The 18,822-nt window shown below is 65.0% G+C and carries 17 protein-coding genes; 9 read left to right on the forward strand and 8 right to left on the reverse strand.

The window, feature by feature from the left end:
* Positions 1–1,787 (reverse strand): PE family protein (locus AWC27_RS19260; protein WP_139837094.1); only part of this gene is annotated, 1,787 nt, incomplete at its 3' end.
* A gap of 232 nt (positions 1,788–2,019) precedes the next feature.
* Between AWC27_RS19260 and AWC27_RS19265 the strand changes: the two genes are divergently transcribed.
* On the forward strand, positions 2,020–2,685 hold the full coding sequence (locus AWC27_RS19265; protein WP_085671953.1) for a cutinase family protein: 666 nt from the start codon (positions 2,020–2,022) through the stop codon (positions 2,683–2,685).
* A gap of 25 nt (positions 2,686–2,710) precedes the next feature.
* On the forward strand, positions 2,711–2,965 hold the full coding sequence (locus tag AWC27_RS19270; RefSeq protein ID WP_085671954.1) for a hypothetical protein: 255 nt from the start codon (positions 2,711–2,713) through the stop codon (positions 2,963–2,965).
* 7 nt (positions 2,966–2,972) lie between these two features.
* Here the strand turns inward: AWC27_RS19270 and AWC27_RS19275 are convergent, their stop codons facing one another.
* A complete protein-coding gene (locus AWC27_RS19275; protein WP_085671955.1) occupies positions 2,973–4,562 on the reverse strand; it encodes a PecA family PE domain-processing aspartic protease in 1,590 nt (529 codons plus the stop codon).
* Between the two features lie 259 nt (positions 4,563–4,821).
* On the opposite strand from AWC27_RS19275, the gene AWC27_RS19280 reads away from it, so the two are divergent.
* The gene (locus tag AWC27_RS19280) at positions 4,822–5,190 is read left to right on the forward strand and encodes a DUF732 domain-containing protein (RefSeq protein WP_139837095.1); all 369 of its coding nucleotides are present in this window, start codon (positions 4,822–4,824) and stop codon (positions 5,188–5,190) included.
* A 44-nt stretch (positions 5,191–5,234) separates the two neighbouring features.
* Here AWC27_RS19280 and AWC27_RS19285 read toward each other — a convergent pair whose 3' ends face one another.
* The 3 genes from AWC27_RS19285 to AWC27_RS19295 form a co-directional block, all read right to left on the reverse strand.
* Complete coding sequence (locus AWC27_RS19285) at positions 5,235–5,516, reverse strand: DUF732 domain-containing protein (protein ID WP_245847279.1); 282 nt, start codon at positions 5,514–5,516, stop codon at positions 5,235–5,237.
* Between the two features lie 145 nt (positions 5,517–5,661).
* Complete coding sequence (locus tag AWC27_RS19290) at positions 5,662–7,830, reverse strand: PPE domain-containing protein (RefSeq protein ID WP_085671958.1); 2,169 nt, start codon at positions 7,828–7,830, stop codon at positions 5,662–5,664.
* A gap of 163 nt (positions 7,831–7,993) precedes the next feature.
* The gene (locus AWC27_RS19295) at positions 7,994–9,052 is read right to left on the reverse strand and encodes an LOG family protein (protein WP_085671959.1); all 1,059 of its coding nucleotides are present in this window, start codon (positions 9,050–9,052) and stop codon (positions 7,994–7,996) included.
* A 579-nt stretch (positions 9,053–9,631) separates the two neighbouring features.
* Here AWC27_RS19295 and manT point away from each other — a divergent pair.
* From manT to mmpH, 3 genes are read left to right on the forward strand one after another with little or no spacing between them, the layout of a single operon-like run.
* Positions 9,632–10,888, forward strand: coding sequence for an MMP alpha-(1->4)-mannosyltransferase (gene manT / locus AWC27_RS19300; RefSeq protein ID WP_085671960.1), 1,257 nt, complete (start codon positions 9,632–9,634; stop codon positions 10,886–10,888).
* Positions 10,882–11,640, forward strand: a complete 759-nt coding sequence (locus AWC27_RS19305; protein WP_085671961.1) for a class I SAM-dependent methyltransferase — start codon at positions 10,882–10,884, stop codon at positions 11,638–11,640. The genes manT and AWC27_RS19305 overlap by 7 nt, the downstream gene beginning before the upstream one ends.
* Complete coding sequence (gene mmpH / locus AWC27_RS19310; RefSeq protein ID WP_085671962.1) at positions 11,627–12,703, forward strand: MMP endo-(1,4)-3-O-methyl-alpha-D-mannosidase; 1,077 nt, start codon at positions 11,627–11,629, stop codon at positions 12,701–12,703. Before AWC27_RS19305 ends, mmpH begins: the two co-directional genes overlap by 14 nt.
* On the opposite strand, the gene AWC27_RS19315 is transcribed toward mmpH, so the two are convergent.
* The 3 genes from AWC27_RS19315 to AWC27_RS19325 all read right to left on the reverse strand — a co-directional run bounded on the left by AWC27_RS19315 (position 12,693) and on the right by AWC27_RS19325 (position 14,545).
* Positions 12,693–13,364, reverse strand: a complete 672-nt coding sequence (locus AWC27_RS19315; protein ID WP_085671963.1) for a class I SAM-dependent methyltransferase — start codon at positions 13,362–13,364, stop codon at positions 12,693–12,695. The genes mmpH and AWC27_RS19315 overlap by 11 nt on opposite strands.
* 46 nt (positions 13,365–13,410) lie before the next feature.
* Complete coding sequence (locus AWC27_RS19320) at positions 13,411–13,686, reverse strand: hypothetical protein (protein WP_083112732.1); 276 nt, start codon at positions 13,684–13,686, stop codon at positions 13,411–13,413.
* 73 nt (positions 13,687–13,759) lie between these two features.
* A complete protein-coding gene (locus tag AWC27_RS19325; RefSeq protein WP_245847281.1) occupies positions 13,760–14,545 on the reverse strand; it encodes a C39 family peptidase in 786 nt (261 codons plus the stop codon).
* A gap of 198 nt (positions 14,546–14,743) precedes the next feature.
* Between AWC27_RS19325 and AWC27_RS19330 the strand changes: the two genes are divergently transcribed.
* From AWC27_RS19330 to katG, 3 genes are all read left to right on the forward strand, one after another.
* Positions 14,744–16,024 (forward strand): L,D-transpeptidase, encoded by a 1,281-nt coding sequence (locus AWC27_RS19330; RefSeq protein WP_085671965.1) that lies wholly within the window; start codon positions 14,744–14,746, stop codon positions 16,022–16,024.
* A gap of 76 nt (positions 16,025–16,100) precedes the next feature.
* Positions 16,101–16,505, forward strand: coding sequence for a Fur family transcriptional regulator (locus AWC27_RS19335; RefSeq protein ID WP_276075070.1), 405 nt, complete (start codon positions 16,101–16,103; stop codon positions 16,503–16,505).
* A 48-nt stretch (positions 16,506–16,553) separates the two neighbouring features.
* Positions 16,554–18,791, forward strand: coding sequence for a catalase/peroxidase HPI (gene katG, locus AWC27_RS19340; RefSeq protein ID WP_085671967.1), 2,238 nt, complete (start codon positions 16,554–16,556; stop codon positions 18,789–18,791).
* Positions 18,792–18,822 lie beyond the last annotated feature (31 nt).

Genomic DNA, 18,822 nt, shown 5'->3' on the forward strand with positions numbered 1-18,822 from the left:
GCGGCGTCGGCGGTAACGCCGTGCTGTACGGCAACGGCGGCAATGGCGGCCCCGCCGACCCCCCCGGCCAATGCGGCCGTAGTGTCTGCGAACCCGCCGCTCCCACCGGTTCCGCCGTCACCGAACCACCAGCCGCCGGCTCCGCCGGTGCCGCCATTCCCGCCGGTCCCGCCGCTGAACGAGCCCCATCCGGCACCGCCCGCGCCGCCGGTGCCCAGGAGTCCGGCGGCACCGCCGGCCCCGCCGTTTTGTCCGGAACCACCCGACCCGCCGGCGCCACCGTCGCCGAACAGAATTCCGCCGGGCAAGCCGTCGTGACCAGTCCCGGGCGTCCCGGGCAGGCCATTAGCTATGAGTGGACGTCCCAGCAGAGCCTGGCTCTGTGCATTGACGGCGGCGAGCGCCTCCTGCTGCAAGATGTGCACGGGTGAAGTGCTGACCGGCGCGTTGAATCCGTCGGCGCCCAAGAGCGCGCCGCCGGCGCCACCGGCGCCGGTGGTGCCCGCGGTGGGGCCGGTTCCGGCGTTGCCGCCATTGCCGCCGTTGCCGTACAGCACGGCGTTACCGCCGACGCCGCCTGTCCCGCCCAACACTGCGCCTTGCCCGCCGGCGCCGCCGGCACCTCCATTTCCTAGCAAGATGCCGCTTACGCCGCCGTTGCCGCCGTTGCCGGCGATACCGCCAGCCAGTGCTGCCCCGCCGACCCCACCGATCCCGCCGTTTCCGAACAGCAGAGCGTGCCCGCCGGTGCCTCCGGCACCGCCCTGGGCGTTGCCGACTCCGCCTGCCCCGCCGGCTCCGCCATTGCCGGCTAGCACGCTGGCAACGCCGCCACTTCCGCCGCTACCGCCGGCGATTGCGCCAAACCCGCCGTCCCCGCCGGATCCGCCGGAACTGAACAGCAGGCCGGCGCTGCCGCCGGAGCCCCCTGCGCCGCCGGCACCTAGCGGGCCGTTGCCGCCATCGCCGCCGCCGCCGCCGGTGCCGAATAGCAGGCCGCCGTTGCCGCCGAGGCCGCCGGCACCGCCGTTGCCGGTGCCACCGTTGAAGCCGACAAGTACCCCGGGGCCGCCCGCGCCGCCGGCGCCACCGGCTCCGAACAAGCCGGCGCCCCCGCCCGCTCCTCCGTTGCCACCACTTCCGGTGCCGCCCAGCGCTGGGCCTCCCAAACCGCCGGCGCCGCCCCTGCCCCAGACCAACCCGCCGGTTCCGCCGGCGCCGCCGGTTCCGCCGTTTCCACCCGCCGAGTACCCACCGGCCCCGCCGGCGCCTCCGCTGCCGAACAGTCCGGCAGCCCCGCCTCTGCCCCCCGTTCCGCCGCCGGTACCCACCGTGTCGGGTGTGCCCGACCCACCGGCCCCGCCGTCGCCGAGCAACCAGCCGGCGTCGCCGCCGTTATTGCCGGTTCCGGGCGCTGCGTTGGCGCCGTTGCCGATCAGCGGGCGTCCGGTCAATGCCTGGCTCGGCGCGTTTACCGCGTCGAGCAGGGCCTGCAATGGCGAGGCATTAGCGGCTTCGGCGCTGGCATAGGCGCTCGCGCCGGCGGTCAATGCCTGGACGAACCGCTGGTGAAACGCCGTCGCCTGGGCGCTGAGCGCCTGATACCCCTCGGCATGCCCGGAGAAAAGGGCCGCGATCGCTAATGACACCTCGTCTTCGGCTGCGGCCGAGAGCGCCGTAATCGGGGCCGCTGCCGCCGCATTGGCCGCGCTCAGTGCCGAACCGAGACTCGCCAGATCGGTTGCCGCCGTTTCCAGCACCTGCGGTGCTGCCATCACAAAGGACATTTGCCACCCCAACGGCTCGGAAGTTTGGTTTGCGCTCGATCAACCCGGATACCTCTCGGGTCGACGCACACCGTATCCCGAAAGTCGGTAGTGCGTCGTACTTTTCAACGTCTACGGGTGAGTGGGCCGTTGCCCGCTGACAGCGAGCCGCGCATCATACGAGACGAATCCGGCGCCGCCCGCGTCCGGATGGCGCCGACGGTGTCCGGCGGTTATGTGTCAGCATGTCCGGATGACTGTTCGCAGGCTTGCCCGCATCGTTGGTAGCTCGGTGGCGATGAGTTGGGCGCTCTTGAGCGCGCCGCTCGCGCTCGCCCCAACCGCTGCTGCCGATCCATGTTCGGACGTCGCGGTGGTTTTCGCTCGTGGCACCCATCAGGAACCCGGTCTCGGCAATGTCGGCCAGGCGTTCAGCGACTCGCTCACCTCCCAGCTCGCAGGACGCTCAGTCGGGGTCTACGCGGTGAACTACCCCGCCAATGACGACTACCACAACAGCGCGGCAAGCGGTTCCGACGATGCCAGCGCCTACATTCAGCAGACCGTCGCCAGCTGTCCGAACACCAAGCTGGTGCTGGGCGGCTATTCCCAGGGCGCGACGGTGATCGACTTGGCCACCGCAGCGCTGCCGTCCCAGGTCGCCGATCACGTGGCCGCGGTCGCGCTGTTCGGCGAACCAAGCAGCGGATTCTCCAGCATGTTGTGGGGCGGCCAGCCGCTGCCCACCATCAGCCCGCTGTACAGCGCAAAGACCGTCAACATGTGTGCCGCCGACGATTTCATCTGCACCGGCGGAGGCAGCTTCGCGGCGCATGTCTCGTATGTCGAATCCGGGATGACAACCCAGGCAGCGACATTCGCGGCCAACAAGGTGGGTCAAGCGCCACAACGCGGGTAGCACCCCGTCGATTACCGTCGACGGTATGTCTGAAGTTACCGGCAACGCCCCAATCGACGACGTATCCCCCGGCGACATCATCACGGTGAACCGTGGCTCTGGTGAACGGCACTACAAGGTGGTGTTCAAGGACGCCGCCGACGCCGGCTACCTGCTCACGCTCGAAGGCGACGGCGGCGAAACCTTCGCTCTCGATCTTGCGGCAGGTAGCACGGTCAAGAGGTCGCTGCAGTCGAAGTGGGAGTCCATGCAGAGCCCGACGCCGCATACAGAGACTTAATCCGGGTTCAGTTGTTGAAGATCGTGGTGCCGGTTCCGCCGGGCGCGTTGCTGATATAGATCGGTTGAGTCGCGAACGGGAAGTTCCCGGTGTTCATGGTGCTGCCGGTCGTCACAGTTGGGGTGTAGCCCGCGCTCGTCACCCAGTGATAGAGCAGCGTCGAACCGTCGCTTGTGTACACGTTGATGACTGTTCCCGCCGGCAGCGGTCCCGAGCTTTGACCATTGCCGAGTAGGTAGGACGGCATGGTTCCGGTGACGCCACCGGAGTCGATGATCGCCGTAACGGCTTGCTGCGGGCCGCCATTGATGCTGACGTTCACCGTGCTGATCGGCGCTCCCGGTACTTCGACCCGCGGTGATCCCGTGTTGGGACCGAAATGCAGCTTTCCCCCTTGCTGGTCGATCAGCACACCCTGATTGAGGTCCCCGCCCAAGGCCGTCGTCGGACTGCTCGGGCCGGGACCCACGGCGTTGGGGCCGATACCCAGCACGCTGGTGACGCCGGCGGGAGCGAAATACCCTTCGAAAGTCTGGGGGAAGGACAGCAACACCACGTTGACCGGCGTCGGCGCGGTGACGACACCGTTGCCGAAATCGACCGGCATGTTGTAGGTCGCATATATATAGGTCAGTCCGCCGCTGTAGCCGCTGATGCCGAACGAGCTGGGCAGACCCAGGCGCAAAACGCCCAGCGGACCGCCAAAGGCAGTGGGTGTGACGACGAGGCCCTCGGAGCCGGTGTCGACGAGGGATTGGATACTCGGTCCGCCGTTGACGGACAGGTTCACCGCCGGCTCGGTACCCGCGTTGACGTGCATCAGCGCGGTTCTGCCGTCAATACCGAGCCCACTGGGCCCGGGGTAGCCCGCCAGCCAGCCGGCGTGGCCGCCGGTACCGCCGAAGCCGCGGATCCCACCGGCGCCGATGCCGCCGTAGCCGCCGGTGCCGCCATTGCCGATCAGACCCGCCGCACCCGCAGCGCCACCGTTGCCGCCGACCGTGGGCGATGCACCGCCGGGTCCGCCGGTGCCGCCGTTGCCCAACAGCCACCCGCCGGGACCGCCGGGACCGCCGGCCGCGCCGGTACCTCCGGTTCCTCCCGCTCCCCCATTGCCGATCAGCCCAGCCGCGCCGCCGGCGCCGCCGCCTACCCCCGCCGTCGTCGGCGAATAACCGGTGCCGCCGTTGCCGTACAACAGCCCACCGGGCTGGCCATTCGGACTGGCAGCCGTACCGTTGGCGCCGTCGCCGATCAGCGGACGCCCCAGCAATGTCTCGGTCGGTGCATTGATCGCGGCCAGCAATGGTGCTGTGACCGCAATCTCTGTCGCCAGATACGACCCAACGGCCGAGTTCAAGGACTGCACAAACTGCTGCTGGAAGGCATTGACCTGGATGCTGAGGGCCTGATACTCCTGCCCGAATCCGGCGAAAAGCTGCGACAGCGCGGTCGAAATCTCGTCAGTAGCGGCGGCCGCGATTCCGGTGGTCGGCGCGGCGGCCGCCGCGTTCGCCGCAGCGAGCGCGGACCCGATGCTCTCCAAATCCGATGCCGCCGACATCAGATATTCGGGAGCCACGACCAGAAGTGACACTCCGCCCCTTCCCCCTCAATCGCCGACCAGGTGTGCGCCTAAGCGTAACGAGATGCCCGTCTCGGCAGCTGGGTTTTCACGTATCGGTAACCAGCAACGCCCGAGCAAACGCACGGGCACCGCCATACTTGCCGCTTTTGGGGGCTGGCGCGCGGACATCACACCGGTTCAAAGGATTTGTTAAGAATCTGCGGAGGCGGCGGGCCGATTGTTATCTCACCAGCAAGTCCCCAACGCTTTGAAGGAAACCACCACCACCATGTTCACCACCCGCGTCACCAAGTCCGTCGCCGGCACCGCCCTGGTCGCCGGGACCGTCGGCCTAGCCACCCTGCTCTCGTTCGGAACCGCCAACGCCAGCTCCGTCGACGACCAGTTCGTCGCCACCCTGCAGCAGCAAGGGATCACCGTGAGCAACCCGCAGGCCGCCATCAAGGTGGGCCACAAGGTATGCGTCGCGCTTGGCGAGGGCACGAAGCCCAGCGCAATCAGCGCGCAGCTGGTCAAGGACAACCCCGGCATGAGCGAGCAGAACTCGCTGGTGTTCGTGGTCGACTCGGTGCAGTCCTACTGCCCGCAGTACATGCACCACAACGCCGACGGCACGGTCACGATCAGCGCGGCCTGAGACCGCGTCGCTCAAACATGTTGGGATACTGAAGGATTCAGGGCCTAGCCGGGGCAATAGGTTGATTCGGCGGCACTGACCATGGAAGTGACATCGGCAAACGAGATGCCCTTCGCGCCCAAGGTGGTGTGAATGTCCTGGGCGATCTGGTCAGGCGTCTTTCCGGCCATGCGATCGGCGCAAATCTGGTGCCCCATGGCGATGATGTCCGAGTCGTCCCCGGCCGGCCAGGAGAATCCGAGCTGGTGCATCTTGGAAATAAACGTGTCATCGGTGCTGTCGGCGAGTGCGATCGCAGTGCCCGTGGTCAGGGCAGCGCCGACCATCACAGGGACAGCAAGTCTGGCAAGCCAGCGAGGTGAAAACATCTGAACGCCCTTTCTTGTTGGCGTTGACGGCTTCCTCAGTACAGTCCGAGCGGCCGCAAACTGCAATACGGAAAAATGGCGGTAACCGGTTAGTTACGCGCGCCTAGAAGAAACCCGACTCCCCGGACCCGGAGTTGAATCCACCCGAGTCCGAGCCGCCCGAATTCCCGAAGCCCGAGTTGTTCATCCCGCCGGTGTTACCCATGCCCGAACTGTGTTCGCCCGAGTTGAAGAAACCGGTGTTGTAGTAACCCGAGTTCATCAAGCCGATGACGTGGTTGCCCGAATTCAAGAAGCCGACCTGCAAGCCATCGGCACCATGGTTGAAGAAGCCGGTGTTGGTTCCCCCAGCACTGGCGTTGAAGAAGCCGATGTTGTCTTCACCACCGCCGGAGTTTCCCCAACCCGAGCTGTATCCGCCACTGGCCGAATTGGTGAAGCCCGAACTGTAGTTGCCCGTGTTGAAAAAGCCGGAATTCCCGGTGCCGGAGTTCCCGAAGCCGGAGTTTCCGGTGTTGCTGGCGGTGCCGCCAAATCCGGTGTTGACGTCGCCCGCGTTCCACAGACCGGTGTTGGTGTCGCCCGAGTTGAAAAGACCCGTATTGGTGAAGCCCGAGTTGAAGAAGCCGGTGTTGCCCGCCTGTCCGACGATTCCCGGGCCGAAGACTGGGTCGGTGCCATTGCCACCGCTGTTGAAAGCGCCTGTGTTGCCGATTCCGGAATTGGACCAGCCCACATTGCCGAAACCCGCATTGAAGGAGCCGACGTTGTGATTGCCGGCGTTGAAGAAGCCCACATTATGGCCGAACAGCGAAGTGCCGCCGGAATTGAAGGCACCCAGGTTGCCGTTGCCGGCGTTCACCAGCCCCATATTGGTGCTGCCCGCGTTGAAGGAGCCGGTGTTGTAGGCGCCGGCGTTCCAGAACCCGGTATTCGTGCTCCCGGTGTTCCCGATTCCGGTGTCTGTGTTACCCGAATTGAACAGACCGAAGTTGTTTGTTCCCGTGTTGGCGATGCCCCAGTTGTGGGTGCCGGAGTTGAAGAAGCCGGAGTTGTCTGTTCCGGAGTTGAACAAGCCGGTGTTTCCGCTACCGGAGTTCCACCCGCCGAAGCCAATCTGGTTGTTGCCGGTGAGACCGATGCCGATATTTCCATGCCCGGTGTTAGCCAGGCCGACATTGCCGTCGCCGGCGTTGGCAAAGCCGAAGTTGAAGCTGCCGTTATTGCCCACGCCGGCGTTCCACCCGACATTGTTGGCGTTCAGCCCGCCGATGCCGATCTGATTGTTGCCGGTGAGCCCGATGCCGATGTTGTTGCTGCCGACGTTGCCGACCCCGATGTTGCCGTCGCCGAGGTTGCCGAACCCCCAGTTGTAATTGCCCAGATTGTCAACGCCCACATTGAATGTGGACTGTATGCCGTCGATGGCTCTGGCCACGTTGCCGTTGCTGAAGCCGATGTTGCCGGTGCCGACGTTGCCCAGGCCGAAGTTGAACTGACCGATGTTGCCAGTGCCGAAGTTATAGCTGGCCGCGCCCGGGTAGGGCGCGCCGGCGAAACCTAACGCAGCGTTTCCGTTGCCGGCACCGATGTTGAAGGAGCCGAAGTTACCGAAGCCCACATTGTTGTCGCCGCCGCCGGCGGGCCCGCCATTGCCGGAGCCCAAGTTGAAGCTGCCGGTGTTGCCGCTGCCGATGTTGAAGCTGCCGATGTTGCCGATGCCCAGATTTATGCCCTGCAGACCGGGCAGGCTTTGCAGGGCCTGCTGCCACGGTGTCAGCTGGGCGGCCGCCGCGGCGGCCCCGCTGTAGTAGCCGAACATCGCCGCGACGTCCTGGGCCCACATCTGTTCGTATTGGGCCTCGACGGCCGCGATCGCTGGAGCGTTGAGGCCCAACAGGTTTGCCCGGATCAAGGAGACCAGGGCCGACCTGTTGAGCGCTAACGACGCTGGGTGTACGGTGGCCGCCCACGCGGCTTCGAATGCGCAAGCCGCCGCTTGCGCCTGACCGGCGGTAGTTTCGGCCTGGGTCGCGGCCGCGGCTAACCACGTTGCATAAGGAGCCGCCGTGGCCGTCATAGCCGCCGCGGCCGGGCCCTGCCACGACGTACCTGCCAGCCCGAAAGTCACCGACTCGAACGAGGCAGCCGCAGAATTCAACTCACCCGCTAACCCATCCCACGCCGCCGCGGCGGCCAACAGCGGTCCTGATCCCGCACCGTTGAACATTCGACCCGAATTGATCTCAGGCGGCAACACCGCAAAATTCATCGTGCCCCACCCTCCGCGTCGGCGCTCATCCCTACCCCGCTCGTAGCGGCGGTGGCCGAACAAACTGTACCCGGCAGTCCTCCAGATGTGGCCCGTTTTGCGCTGTTGCGTCACAAAGCACGGTGCACAAAATGATTCAGCGTCAACACTTCTCGTGCAGATGTCAGGTCAATGGCCGGGTAGCCGCCATCAGCGGTCCAAACCCCACGGCTTGCATGCGGTTCATCATCTTCGCCGTTGACGGTTCATGTTCCAGCAACGCGTCGACTGCGTCCTCGGCGGTATCGACGATGCGCACCAGCCTGCCGAATTCCGGGCGTGACAACTTCGCCCGCCCGACGAACAAGGCATCAAGCACGGGCAGAACCGGCAGTTCCTCCGTCCAGAATTCTTCGCCCAAAAAAATCATCGGGGCGAACGGCTGGTCGTTTCGCGGATAGAAATTCTGCGCCGCATTCTGAAACACTTCTTGCAACGTGCCCGCTGCTCCAGCGGTGTAGATGATGCCGTTGGCGGCCAATGAAAGCAGGATGTCTTCGCGAATGCTGTTCTGGAAGTACTTCGCGACTTGCGTTGCCAGCGGCGAAAGCGGCTCACCCCCGTAGTACCAGGTGGGCACCGCGATGCTGCGTCCTCCACGGTCGATGAACGTTTGCGCGATCTCGTACGCGGGTTTGACCCAGTCATGCAGCCGGCGCACCATCGCGATGTCGACCGCACCCGTGCAGGAGACCACCGCCGACGCGCCCTCGGGCAGCGTCGGCCGCGCCTGCAATTGCTTCAGTGCGTGGGTCACATCGTCGCCCGGCGCACTGGCCAGCAACGCGCCCAAGTGGGTGGCTTCCATCGCTCCGGGCCCGCCTCCGCTGGCAACCAGGCAGCCGCGTTGTGTCAGGGCCCGCGCGATGTCCACTACGGATGAATAGTTCGCCGATCCGCGAATCTCGTCATGGCCACCCATGATGGCGACCGTGGGCGAGTCAACACTATGCAAGAAAAGGGTGAGGGCGCGCATGATCGAGTGGTCGTGCAGCGCCTGCATCATTCCTGCGTAGGGATCGGTGGGACACGCTCCGCCGTTGGCGGTGAAATATCGATAGGACCGAAAGTCCACGGTTTCGGCGAAGCTGTCCGGCCGTTCCGCGGCGAAGCCGCTCAGCAGCTCCATCGGCGTGTAGAGCGAGCTGCGCAGCGGCTGGAACGGGACTTCAAGAATCGGCATGTGGCATCCGGCTGCATTGTGTCACAACGGATTGGCGCGACAGAGTAATTCGCTAACAGTTGCAGCGCTGCGTCGGATGCGCAATGGCCTTCAGCACGAGCTGTGGGGTCCCGCCGAAATCATCTGGGTTGCAGGTGTATAGCGCGAGGCCCGCCTGGGCCTGCTGCAAATGTTGCCGGCGCACGGCAGGCTCGTCCACATCACGCGCGACATACGGTTTTACGGACAGCACTGCCAAGGTGCAGTCCCCGCGTTGGAGGTCTGTTGAGTTTTGGCCGGTGTGGGTATCAGTGATTGCAGAGGCGAGCCGGCCCTTGTGGTACTCGTCTTTGATCGTCGTCGTCGTAGTTTGCGACGATGCGGTGATAGGCGACGGTCGTCGTGGAAGGGGTGCTGGTCGCCGTGGTGGAGTCGGAGCCGGGAGAACCGTCGGAGCGAGGTCGCGTTGCGTCGGTTAGCTGATCGAACTATAGTCTGGACAGGTGTCCAGTTTTGCTGTCACGGTGTTCGCGGGTCCGGACACCGGGATGGATTTGAGACGTGCTTCCGCCGTCGTTCCCCAGCGGAGAAGAGTTGAGTATGCGCATCGCCCTGCTGTCCTACCGGAGCAAGACCCATTGCGGTGGACAGGGCGTCTATGTGCGCCATCTCAGCCGCGGTCTGGTGGACCTCGGGCACGACGTGGAGGTGTTTTCCGGTCAGCCCTACCCCGAGTTGCTCGATCCGCGGGTGCGCTTGACCGAAGTGCCGAGCCTTGATCTGTATCGGGAACCCGACCCCTTCCGAGTGCCGCGCCTGAGCGAGATCCGCGATTCCATCGACGTGCTGGAACTCCTCACCATGTGGACCGCGGGATTTCCCGAGCCGCGGACATTCACCATGCGGGCCGCCCGGCTACTCGCCGACCGGGTCGCCGACTTCGACCTCGTCCACGACAACCAAAGCCTGGGCACCGGCCTGCTCGGCATCGCCGAGCTGGGCCTTCCGGTGGTCGCCACCGTGCACCACCCCATCACCCGTGATCGTCTGCTCGATCTCGCGGCAGCGCGGTGGTGGCGAAAACCGTTGGTGCACCGTTGGTATGGCTTTTCCAGTATGCAGAAACAGGTGGCCCGGCAGATCCCGGACCTGCTGACCGTTTCCTCGTCGTCGGCGGTCGACATCGTCTCCGACTTCGCCGTCTCCCCCGGCCAACTGCACGTGGTGCCGCTGGGAGTCAATACCCAACTGTTCCAACCCGGATCGGGTCGAAGACAAGCCGGCCGGGTCATCGCGATCGCGAGCGCCGACACGCCGCTCAAGGGCGTAGCCACGCTTCTGCACGCGGTCGCCCGATTGCGCGTCGAGCGCGACCTCGAGTTGCGACTGGTCGCCAAGGTGGAACCCAACGGTCCCACCGAGAAACTCGTCGCCGAATTGGGGATATCCGACATCGTCCACATCTCCAACGGGCTCTCCGATGAAGACCTGGCCGCATTGTTCGCTTCGGCCGAGGTTGCCTGCATTCCCTCACTCTACGAAGGGTTTTCGCTGCCTGCGGTTGAGGCCATGGCAAGTGGCACCCCGATCGTTGCCAGCCGGGCGGGCGCGCTGCCCGAGGTTCTGGGCACCGACGGCGCCTGCGCGCAGTTGGTGCCGCCGGGCGACGTCGATGCGCTGAGCGTCGCCCTCGGCGAACTGCTGGATTCGCCGGAAAAGCGCCGCCGGCTGGGCAGCGCCGGAAGAGCTCGCGCTGTCAGGGTTTTCAGTTGGGAAGCCGTAGCGGCGCAAACCCTGCGCGTCTATGAACGGGCGATTGCGCGCAAGGCCGCTAACTTGGGCGAAACGCCATGCTGACAGTCGATTTCGACCGGCTGGGCATCGGGCCATCGACCAAGGTCATCGACGTGGGATGTGGCGCCGGCCGCCATGCCTTCGAAGCTTATCGGCGCGGCGCCGACGTCGTCGCCTTCGATCGCGACGGCGCCGAATTGCGTTCGGTGGAAAACATGTTGCAGGCGATGTCGCAGACCGGTGAAGCGCCGCCGACGGCATCGGCCAAAGCTGTACTCGGTGATGCGCTGAGGCTGCCCTACGCCGACGAGACCTTCGACTGCGTCATCGCCTCCGAAATCCTGGAACACGTGCCGCAGGACGACGCTGCCATCGCTGAGTTGATCCGGGTGCTCAAAGTCGGTGGCACCCTGGCGGTCAGCGTGCCCCGGTGGCTGCCCGAGCGGGTGTGCTGGCTGCTGTCGGAGGAGTACCACAGCAACGAGGGCGGCCACGTCCGGATCTACCGCGCCAGCGCGCTGCGGGACAAGATCGCCCGCGGTGGAATGGAATTGACGCACACGCATCACGCGCATGCACTGCACTCGCCGTTCTGGTGGCTGAAATGTGCGGTCGGCGTGTCCAATGGCGATCATCGGGTGGTGGCCACCTATCACCGGCTTCTGGTATGGGATCTGATGCGCCGGCCCAAGATAACCCAGCTCGCCGAGACACTGCTCAATCCGCTGGTGGGTAAGAGTGTGGCGATGTACTTCACCAAGCCGCAAGCGGTGACAAGCCAAGCAGCGCAAGGGTATTCAGTTGCATCGAGTTGATCCGCCGACGGTTCCCGGCGTCCTCACGCCCGAACAATGCCGGCAGACCGCGGCGTCGATCGCCCTCGCGCAGGAATCGTCGGGTGCCATCCCGTGGTTTGACGGCGGTCATACCGATCCGTGGGATCACGTGGAATGCGCGATGGCGCTCACCTCGGCCGGACTCCTGGAACACGCGCGGGCGGCGTTCGACTGGAGCCGGCGCACTCAGCGGCCCGACGGATCCTGGCCCATCCAGCTGCGTGCGGGAGTTATCGAAGACGCCAACAGTGACAGCAACTTCTGCGCCTACATCGCCACCGGTGTCTGGCACCACGTGTTGGTCACCAGCGACCGGTCATTCGCTGCGGTCATGTGGCCGGTGGTGCACAAAGCGATCGACTTCGTCATCGACCTGCAAGTGGGTTACGGTGAAATCTGTTGGGCGCGAAGCGAAAATGGTATCTTGCCAGAGGCGTTGGTGACCGGCAACGCCAGCATCTACCACAGCATCCGGTGCGCGCTCGCGTTGGCTGAGCTCGTCGGCGAACCGCAACCGGAGTGGGAATTGGCACTGGGCCGGCTCGGCCACGCGATCATCGCCCACCCCGAGGCATTCACCGAAAAAGACCGTTACTCGATGGACTGGTACTACCCCATCCTGGGCAGCGCGCTGCGCGGCCCAGCGGCGGCTGCGCGAATCAAGCAGCGCTGGAACGACTTTGTGGTCGACGGTATCGGGATCCGGTGTGTGGTCGATCGCCCCTGGGTGACCGGCGCCGAAACCTGCGAACTGGTGATGGCACTGGACACCATCGGGCACCGATCGGCTGCGCGCCAGCAATTCGATGCGATGCAGCATCTGCGCGACGGCGATGGCTCCTATTGGACGGGTTTGGTATTCGCCGACGGAAAGCGTTGGCCAGAAGAGCGAACCACCTGGACGGGCGCCGCCATGATTCTGGCGGCAGACGCGCTGTCCGATACGACGCCGGGCAGCGGGATCTTCCGCGGCGACGGCCTACCGGTAGGCCTGCAGACCGACTTCGACTGCGAATGCATCGCCGCCGGGCCTAGCCGGTAGCCTCGACCGGCTCCCCGGCCTGCCCGCCGGTGCGTTCGAGCACCCGCAGTGAACCGGTGACCGCGACCTCGCGGAATTGGCCGGAATCAATTGCCCGGCAATAGATTTGATAAGGCGGCCGACCGCCATCCTTAGGGTCGGGGAACACGTCGTGGATGACTAGGGCTCCGCCGCCGGCCACCCATTTCGCCCATCCGTCGAAGTCGTGCTGCGCGGCGGTCTCACTGTGGCCGCCGTCGATGAACAGCAACTGCAGCGGCGACCGCCACGCCCGAGCAACCACGGGCGACTTGCCGACGACGGCAACTACGTGATCGTCCAGTCCGGCCGCGTCGAGCGTGCGACGAAACGTCGGCAGTGTGTCGAACAATCCGGTGACCTCGTCGACCAATGTGGCGTCATGGTATTCCCAACCGGCCTGGTGTTCCTCGGACCCGTGATGGTGGTCGACGGTGAAGAGCACGCTGGCGGTTTTCTGCGCCGCCGCGCCCAGCAGCAGCGTGGATTTGCCGCAGTAAGTACCGATTTCGACCGCCAGTCCGCCGTCGAGATATCGTCGCGCGGCGTCGTAGAGAGTGCGCCCCTCGTCGGCCGGCATGAAACCTTTCACCTGTTCAGCCAGCGCGAACAACCGCTCGGTCGAACTGGTGTCGGCGTTCATCGGCTCAACCTATCCGGTCGCTCTGCCGGCGCCGGCAGGACCTGGCTCAGCCGTGCGGCGCCTCAGAGATCTTGCTGTCCGGCTTGCCTACCGATTGGCAGTAGAGCGTTACCGAGGCGCGTGTTGCCGAAATCTCCACATTGTTGGGATCGCTGCCGTTCTTGTCCTTGAGCATCTTGCTGATCTCGTCGCTCTGCTTCTTCTCGTCCTGCGTGGTGAAGTCCTTGCACTTTGTGTCACCACCGGTATTGATGACCTTTGAGGCCGAACATCCGGTGAATAGCAACGCGGCGATCGCGATAGCGGGCGCAATTCGCTTCATCGTGGGCCTCCCTGGATCGAAGTTGTAACTATCTGTACACCATGACGCCGAATTCCAAACGCTTCGTCCCCCTTCACGCCGCGGCCGCCGTGACGACGATCGAGTCGCCTCCGGTTTTCCACGCATTCGTGAAGGTGGCGACCGATACCTGCTCGTCAGCATGGTCGGCGCCTGGGTCGTTGAGGTCGACCGTCTGGGTGTTGGTGTCCAGTCCGGTGACGACCAGAAAGTGGTCGGCGCTGGTGCGCTGGTCGCTGGTGTTCCAGATGATCGCGGAGTTCACCCAGGCGATGACCTTGCGATTATCAGCGAGGTAGTGCTGCAGCGCGGTCATACCGGTCTGATCGGCATGCGTGTTATCGGTCATGGCGGATTTGATGCCGTAATGGTCGAGCAGCACCACGATGTCCCCCATTTCGATGCCGCCATTGCCATTGGTGTGGCTCGGGTCGTTGCCGGGGGCATAGATGGGTCCCGGGTTGGTTTGGGAAGGGGTGTTCTCAGCCAATGTGATGACCTGCTGCTCCGTCAGAACGCGTCCGGTGAGCTCACCGACCACATCGGCGACCGAGACGAGCCCGCAATTGTCCTCGAGCGACTGCTGTTGCCAATACTTTGCGGCCGCGGCCGGGTTGCCGTACACCCCGCCGGCGGCCGCAGGCCAAGCCGACGGCGATGGCGCACTGGTGGAAGCAGCGCTAGTGGTCGTCGACGGAGTCAGCGAGGGCGCCGAATGGGTTACCGGGGTGCATGCCGAGGTGACGCAGACGCCGGTTAGGCCGATGATCGCATATGCCACGGCAGTGCGCGTCGCCGCCGCGATCCCGAAGTTGAACATGGTGGTTAGTGAAGACCCCATCACCTGGTCTTGACAATCCCCTTCAGGCGCATCGGGCCGCGCTGAATTGAGCGAGTTCAGGGCAGATAGCTGCTTGACAGTTGACCACGAGTGGTGTCCAAGTCAGTTGCCTTGAGTGGCAATATGTTTCATCCAATCGAAGGCGGTTGCTAACACCGGCCGGTTTCGGCTTGCAGTTCGCGGGCTACCCGATGGTCGATGACATCTGACCCTGATACCCCGCTGCCGCGCCGCCGGAGCAATGTTCGATGGCCGCGTCGCCTTCTGTTTGGTGCCCTTGTGGTACTGGGAGTCGTGGGCGCGGTTCAGCTTGCCGCCCTGACGCATTGCCCGACCGGCAACTGCCACCGAGCCGCTGAGGCGTCCGGCCCGGCGCGACTGACGATCACTCCCGCTGCCAATGCACACGACGTCGACCCGGTGGCGCCGGTGATGGCGAAAGCCGATGTGGGGACCCTGCTGGAAGTCCGCATGGTTAACGACGCCGGCAAATCAGTCGAGGGCGTCATGACCCCCGACAACACGGTTTGGAAGACGACCACCGCGCTGGGCTATGGGCGGACCTACACGCTGACGGTGACCAGCCGCGGCACCAATGGCGTTGCCACCACTGAAGAATCGTCGTTCTCCACGCTGCGGCCGTCCAACCAGACCAAGGTGTCGTTCACCACGACGTCGGAGGCGCCGCTGCGAGACGGGGGCACCTACGGGGTGGGAACTGTGGTCGTGGCCCACTTCGATGAGCGGATCACCGACCGGGCCGCCGCCGAGCGCCGGCTGACCGTGACCACTAACCCGCCGGTGCCGGGATCCTGGTTCTGGGTCGACAGCCAGAACGCGCATTGGCGACCCGAGCATTACTACGCACCGGCCACGACCGTCGCCGCCGAAGCCAAGATTTACGGAATATCCATGGGCGACGGACTATTCGGCCAGGAAGACAACCGGGTGTCGTTCCGGATCGGGGACGCGCACATCGCCATCGCCGACGATGCCACCAAGATGGTCAGCGTCTACGACAACGGGGCTCTGGTGCGCACCATGCCGACCTCGATGGGAATGGGCGGGACCGAAACGGTCGGATCGCAGACGCTGTCGTTCTGGACGCCGCCGGGTGTCTACACCGTCCTGGACAAGGGCAATCCGGTCGTCATGGACTCCTCCACATTCGGGTTGCCCAAGAATTCGCGCCTCGGCTACCGCGAGACCATCAACTACGCCACCCGGATCAGCACCGATGGCATTTATCTGCACCAGCTCGATGCCACGGTGTGGGCACAGGGCCACACTGACACTTCGCACGGGTGCCTGAACCTCAACGGCGACAACGCAAAATGGTTTTACGACTTCTCCGTTGCGGGTGACGTCGTCGAGGTTCGAAACACCGGCGGGCCGCCGCTGAAGATCACCCAGAATGGCGATTGGAGCCTCAGCTGGGATCAGTGGCGCGACGGCAGCGCGTTGAAGCCCGCCTCGTAGACTCTTGACTGATTCCAGAAAAGAGCGTAATAGTGGCGGGGTGCCCTCTACGGCGGACTTCACCGAAAAGCTGCGGATGGCCGATCTACGGGTGACCCGGCCCAGGGTCGCCGTGTTGGAAGCCGTGTACGCCAATCCGCATGCCGACACCGAGACGATTTTCTCGACGGTGCGGACCGGCTTGCCCGACGTTTCGCGCCAGGCCGTCTACGACGTGCTCAACGCACTGACTGCGGTCGGTCTGGTTCGGCGGATCCAGCCATTGGGGATGGTCGCCCGCTACGAGTCCAGGGTCGGTGATAATCACCATCACGTCGTGTGCCGGTCCTGCGGAGTAATTGGCGACGTCGACTGTGCGGTCGGTGAGGCGCCGTGCCTGACCCCGTCGGACGAGAACAACGTCTTGGATGGCTTCGTCCTCGACGAGGCCGAAGTCATCTATTGGGGCCTGTGCCCCGATTGCTCGACACCTGTTGCCTGATCACAGCCGTGATCACAGCCTGATTGAATAACACCCGGAAGGAATGCTGTGTCCTCTGATACATCCGACAGCCGCCCACCCCACGCAGACACCAAGACGGCCAGCACCAGCGAGAGCGAAAACCCGGCGATCCCCTCCCCTAAGCCAAAGTCGCACGCGCCCTTGACGAATCGGGACTGGTGGCCCGATCAGGTCGACGTGTCGAAGCTGCACCCGCACTCGCCGCAGTCCAACCCGCTCGGCGAGGACTTCGACTATGCCGAGGAGTTCGCCAAACTCGACGTCGAGGCGCTCAAGGCCGACATGGTCTCGCTGATGACCACCTCGCAGGACTGGTGGCCCGCCGACTACGGCCACTACGGCGGCTTCTTCATCCGGATGAGCTGGCATGCCGCAGGCACCTACCGCATTCACGACGGCCGCGGCGGCGGCGGTCAGGGCATGCAGCGCTTCGCCCCGCTCAACAGCTGGCCGGACAACGCAAGCCTGGACAAAGCCCGCCGGCTCCTGTGGCCGATCAAGAAGAAGTACGGCAGCAAGCTGTCCTGGGCGGACCTGATCATCTTCGCCGGCAACGTGGCGTTGGAGTCGATGGGCTTCAAGACCTTCGGCTTCGCGTTCGGCCGCGAAGACGTGTGGGAGCCCGAGGAGATCCTCTTCGGTGAAGAGGACGAGTGGTTGGGTACCAACAAGCGCTACTCGGGCGAGCGGGACCTCGCCCAGCCTTACGGTGCGACCACCATGGGCCTGATCTACGTGAATCCCGAAGGCCCCGAAGGCAAACCGGATCCGGTGGCCGCTGCGGTGGACATCCGCGAAACGTTCGGCCGGATGGCGATGAACGACGAAGAGACCGCCGCGCTGATCGTCGGCGGCCACAGTTTCGGCAAGACCCATGGCGCCAGCGCGGACCCGGTCGGTCCCGAGCCCGAGGCCGCCCCGATCGAGCAACAGGGGTTGGGGTGGAAGAGCACCTATGGGAGCGGCGTCGGCAAGGACGCCATCACCAGCGGCCTGGAAGTGGTCTGGACACCCACCCCGACGAAGTGGGACAACACCTTCCTGGAGACGCTGTACGGCTACGAGTGGGAGCTCACCAAGAGCCCCGGCGGAGCCTGGCAGTTCACCGCGAAGGACGGCGCCGGTGCGGGCACCATCCCCGACCCGTTCGGTGGGCCAGGCCGCGCGCCGACCATGCTGGTCACCGACATCTCGCTGCGCGAGGACGCAATCTACGGCCCGATCACCCGGCGTTGGCTTGACCATCCCGAGGAGCTCACCGAGGCGTTTGCCAAGGCGTGGTACAAGCTGCTGCACCGCGACATGGGTCCGATCAGCCGCTACCTGGGGCCGTGGATTCCCGAGCCGCAGTTGTGGCAGGACCCGGTTCCTGCCGTCGACCACGCGTTGATCGACGAGCAGGACATCGCGGCACTGAAGAGCAAGGTGCTCGCGTCCGGCCTGTCGGTTCCTCAGCTGGTCAAGACGGCCTGGTCGGCTGCGGGGAGCTACCGCAACACCGACAAGCGCGGCGGCGCCAACGGTGGTCGGCTGCGCCTCGAGCCGCAGAAGAACTGGGAGGTCAACGAGCCCTCCGAGCTGGACAAGGTGCTGCCGGTGCTAGAAGGCATCCAGCAGGACTTCAACAGCTCGGCCTCCGGCGGCAAGAAGGTCTCGCTGGCCGACCTGATCGTTTTGGCTGGGTCGGCAGCCGTCGAGAAGGCAGCCAAGGACGCCGGCTATGAGATCTCGGTGCACTTCGCCCCCGGGCGCACCGACGCCACGCAGGAGAACACCGACGTGGAGTCGTTCGCGGTCCTCGAGCCGCGCGCCGACGGGTTCCGCAATTATGTGCGGCCGGGTGAGAAGGCCCCGCTGGAGCAGTTGCTGGTCGAGCGGGCATACCTGCTGGGTGTGACGGCCCCGGAGCTGACGGTGCTGGTCGGCGGCCTGCGTGCGCTGGGCGCCAACCACGGCGGCAGCAAGCACGGCGTGTTCACCGACAAGCCGGGCGCGTTGACCAACGACTTCTTCGTCAACCTGCTCGACATGGGTACGGAGTGGAAGGCGTCGGGGACGGCCGAGAACGTCTATGAAGGCTTCGACCGCTCCTCGGGGCAGCTGAAGTGGACGGCGACCGCCAACGACCTGGTATTCGGCTCCAACTCGGTGCTGCGCGCCTTGGCCGAGGTCTACGCGCAGGACGACAGCAAGGGCAAGTTCGTCGAGGACTTCGTCGCTGCCTGGGTCAAGGTCATGAACAACGATCGGTTCGACATCAAGTAACACCCACACAGTGCGACACCCCGCGGGCCGC

The sequence above is a fragment of the Mycobacterium szulgai genome (assembly GCF_002116635.1).
Lineage (GTDB): Bacteria > Actinomycetota > Actinomycetes > Mycobacteriales > Mycobacteriaceae > Mycobacterium > Mycobacterium szulgai.

Bases quoted from the DNA above. Each gene is read 5' to 3' on its own strand.
- AWC27_RS19265 (WP_085671953.1), top strand. From the start codon at position 2,020: ATGACTGTTCGCAGGCTTGCCCGCATCGTTGGTAGCTCGGTGGCGATG.
- AWC27_RS19270 (WP_085671954.1), top strand. From the start codon at position 2,711: ATGTCTGAAGTTACCGGCAACGCCCCAATCGACGACGTATCCCCCGGC.
- AWC27_RS19280 (WP_139837095.1), top strand. From the start codon at position 4,822: ATGTTCACCACCCGCGTCACCAAGTCCGTCGCCGGCACCGCCCTGGTC.
- AWC27_RS19285 (WP_245847279.1), bottom strand. From the start codon at position 5,516: ATGGTCGGCGCTGCCCTGACCACGGGCACTGCGATCGCACTCGCCGAC.
- AWC27_RS19290 (WP_085671958.1), bottom strand. From the start codon at position 7,830: ATGAATTTTGCGGTGTTGCCGCCTGAGATCAATTCGGGTCGAATGTTC.
- AWC27_RS19295 (WP_085671959.1), bottom strand. From the start codon at position 9,052: ATGCCGATTCTTGAAGTCCCGTTCCAGCCGCTGCGCAGCTCGCTCTAC.
- manT (WP_085671960.1), top strand. From the start codon at position 9,632: ATGCGCATCGCCCTGCTGTCCTACCGGAGCAAGACCCATTGCGGTGGA.
- AWC27_RS19305 (WP_085671961.1), top strand. From the start codon at position 10,882: ATGCTGACAGTCGATTTCGACCGGCTGGGCATCGGGCCATCGACCAAG.
- AWC27_RS19315 (WP_085671963.1), bottom strand. From the start codon at position 13,364: ATGAACGCCGACACCAGTTCGACCGAGCGGTTGTTCGCGCTGGCTGAA.
- AWC27_RS19320 (WP_083112732.1), bottom strand. From the start codon at position 13,686: ATGAAGCGAATTGCGCCCGCTATCGCGATCGCCGCGTTGCTATTCACC.
- AWC27_RS19325 (WP_245847281.1), bottom strand. From the start codon at position 14,545: ATGGGGTCTTCACTAACCACCATGTTCAACTTCGGGATCGCGGCGGCG.
- AWC27_RS19330 (WP_085671965.1), top strand. From the start codon at position 14,744: ATGACATCTGACCCTGATACCCCGCTGCCGCGCCGCCGGAGCAATGTT.
- AWC27_RS19335 (WP_276075070.1), top strand. From the start codon at position 16,101: ATGGCCGATCTACGGGTGACCCGGCCCAGGGTCGCCGTGTTGGAAGCC.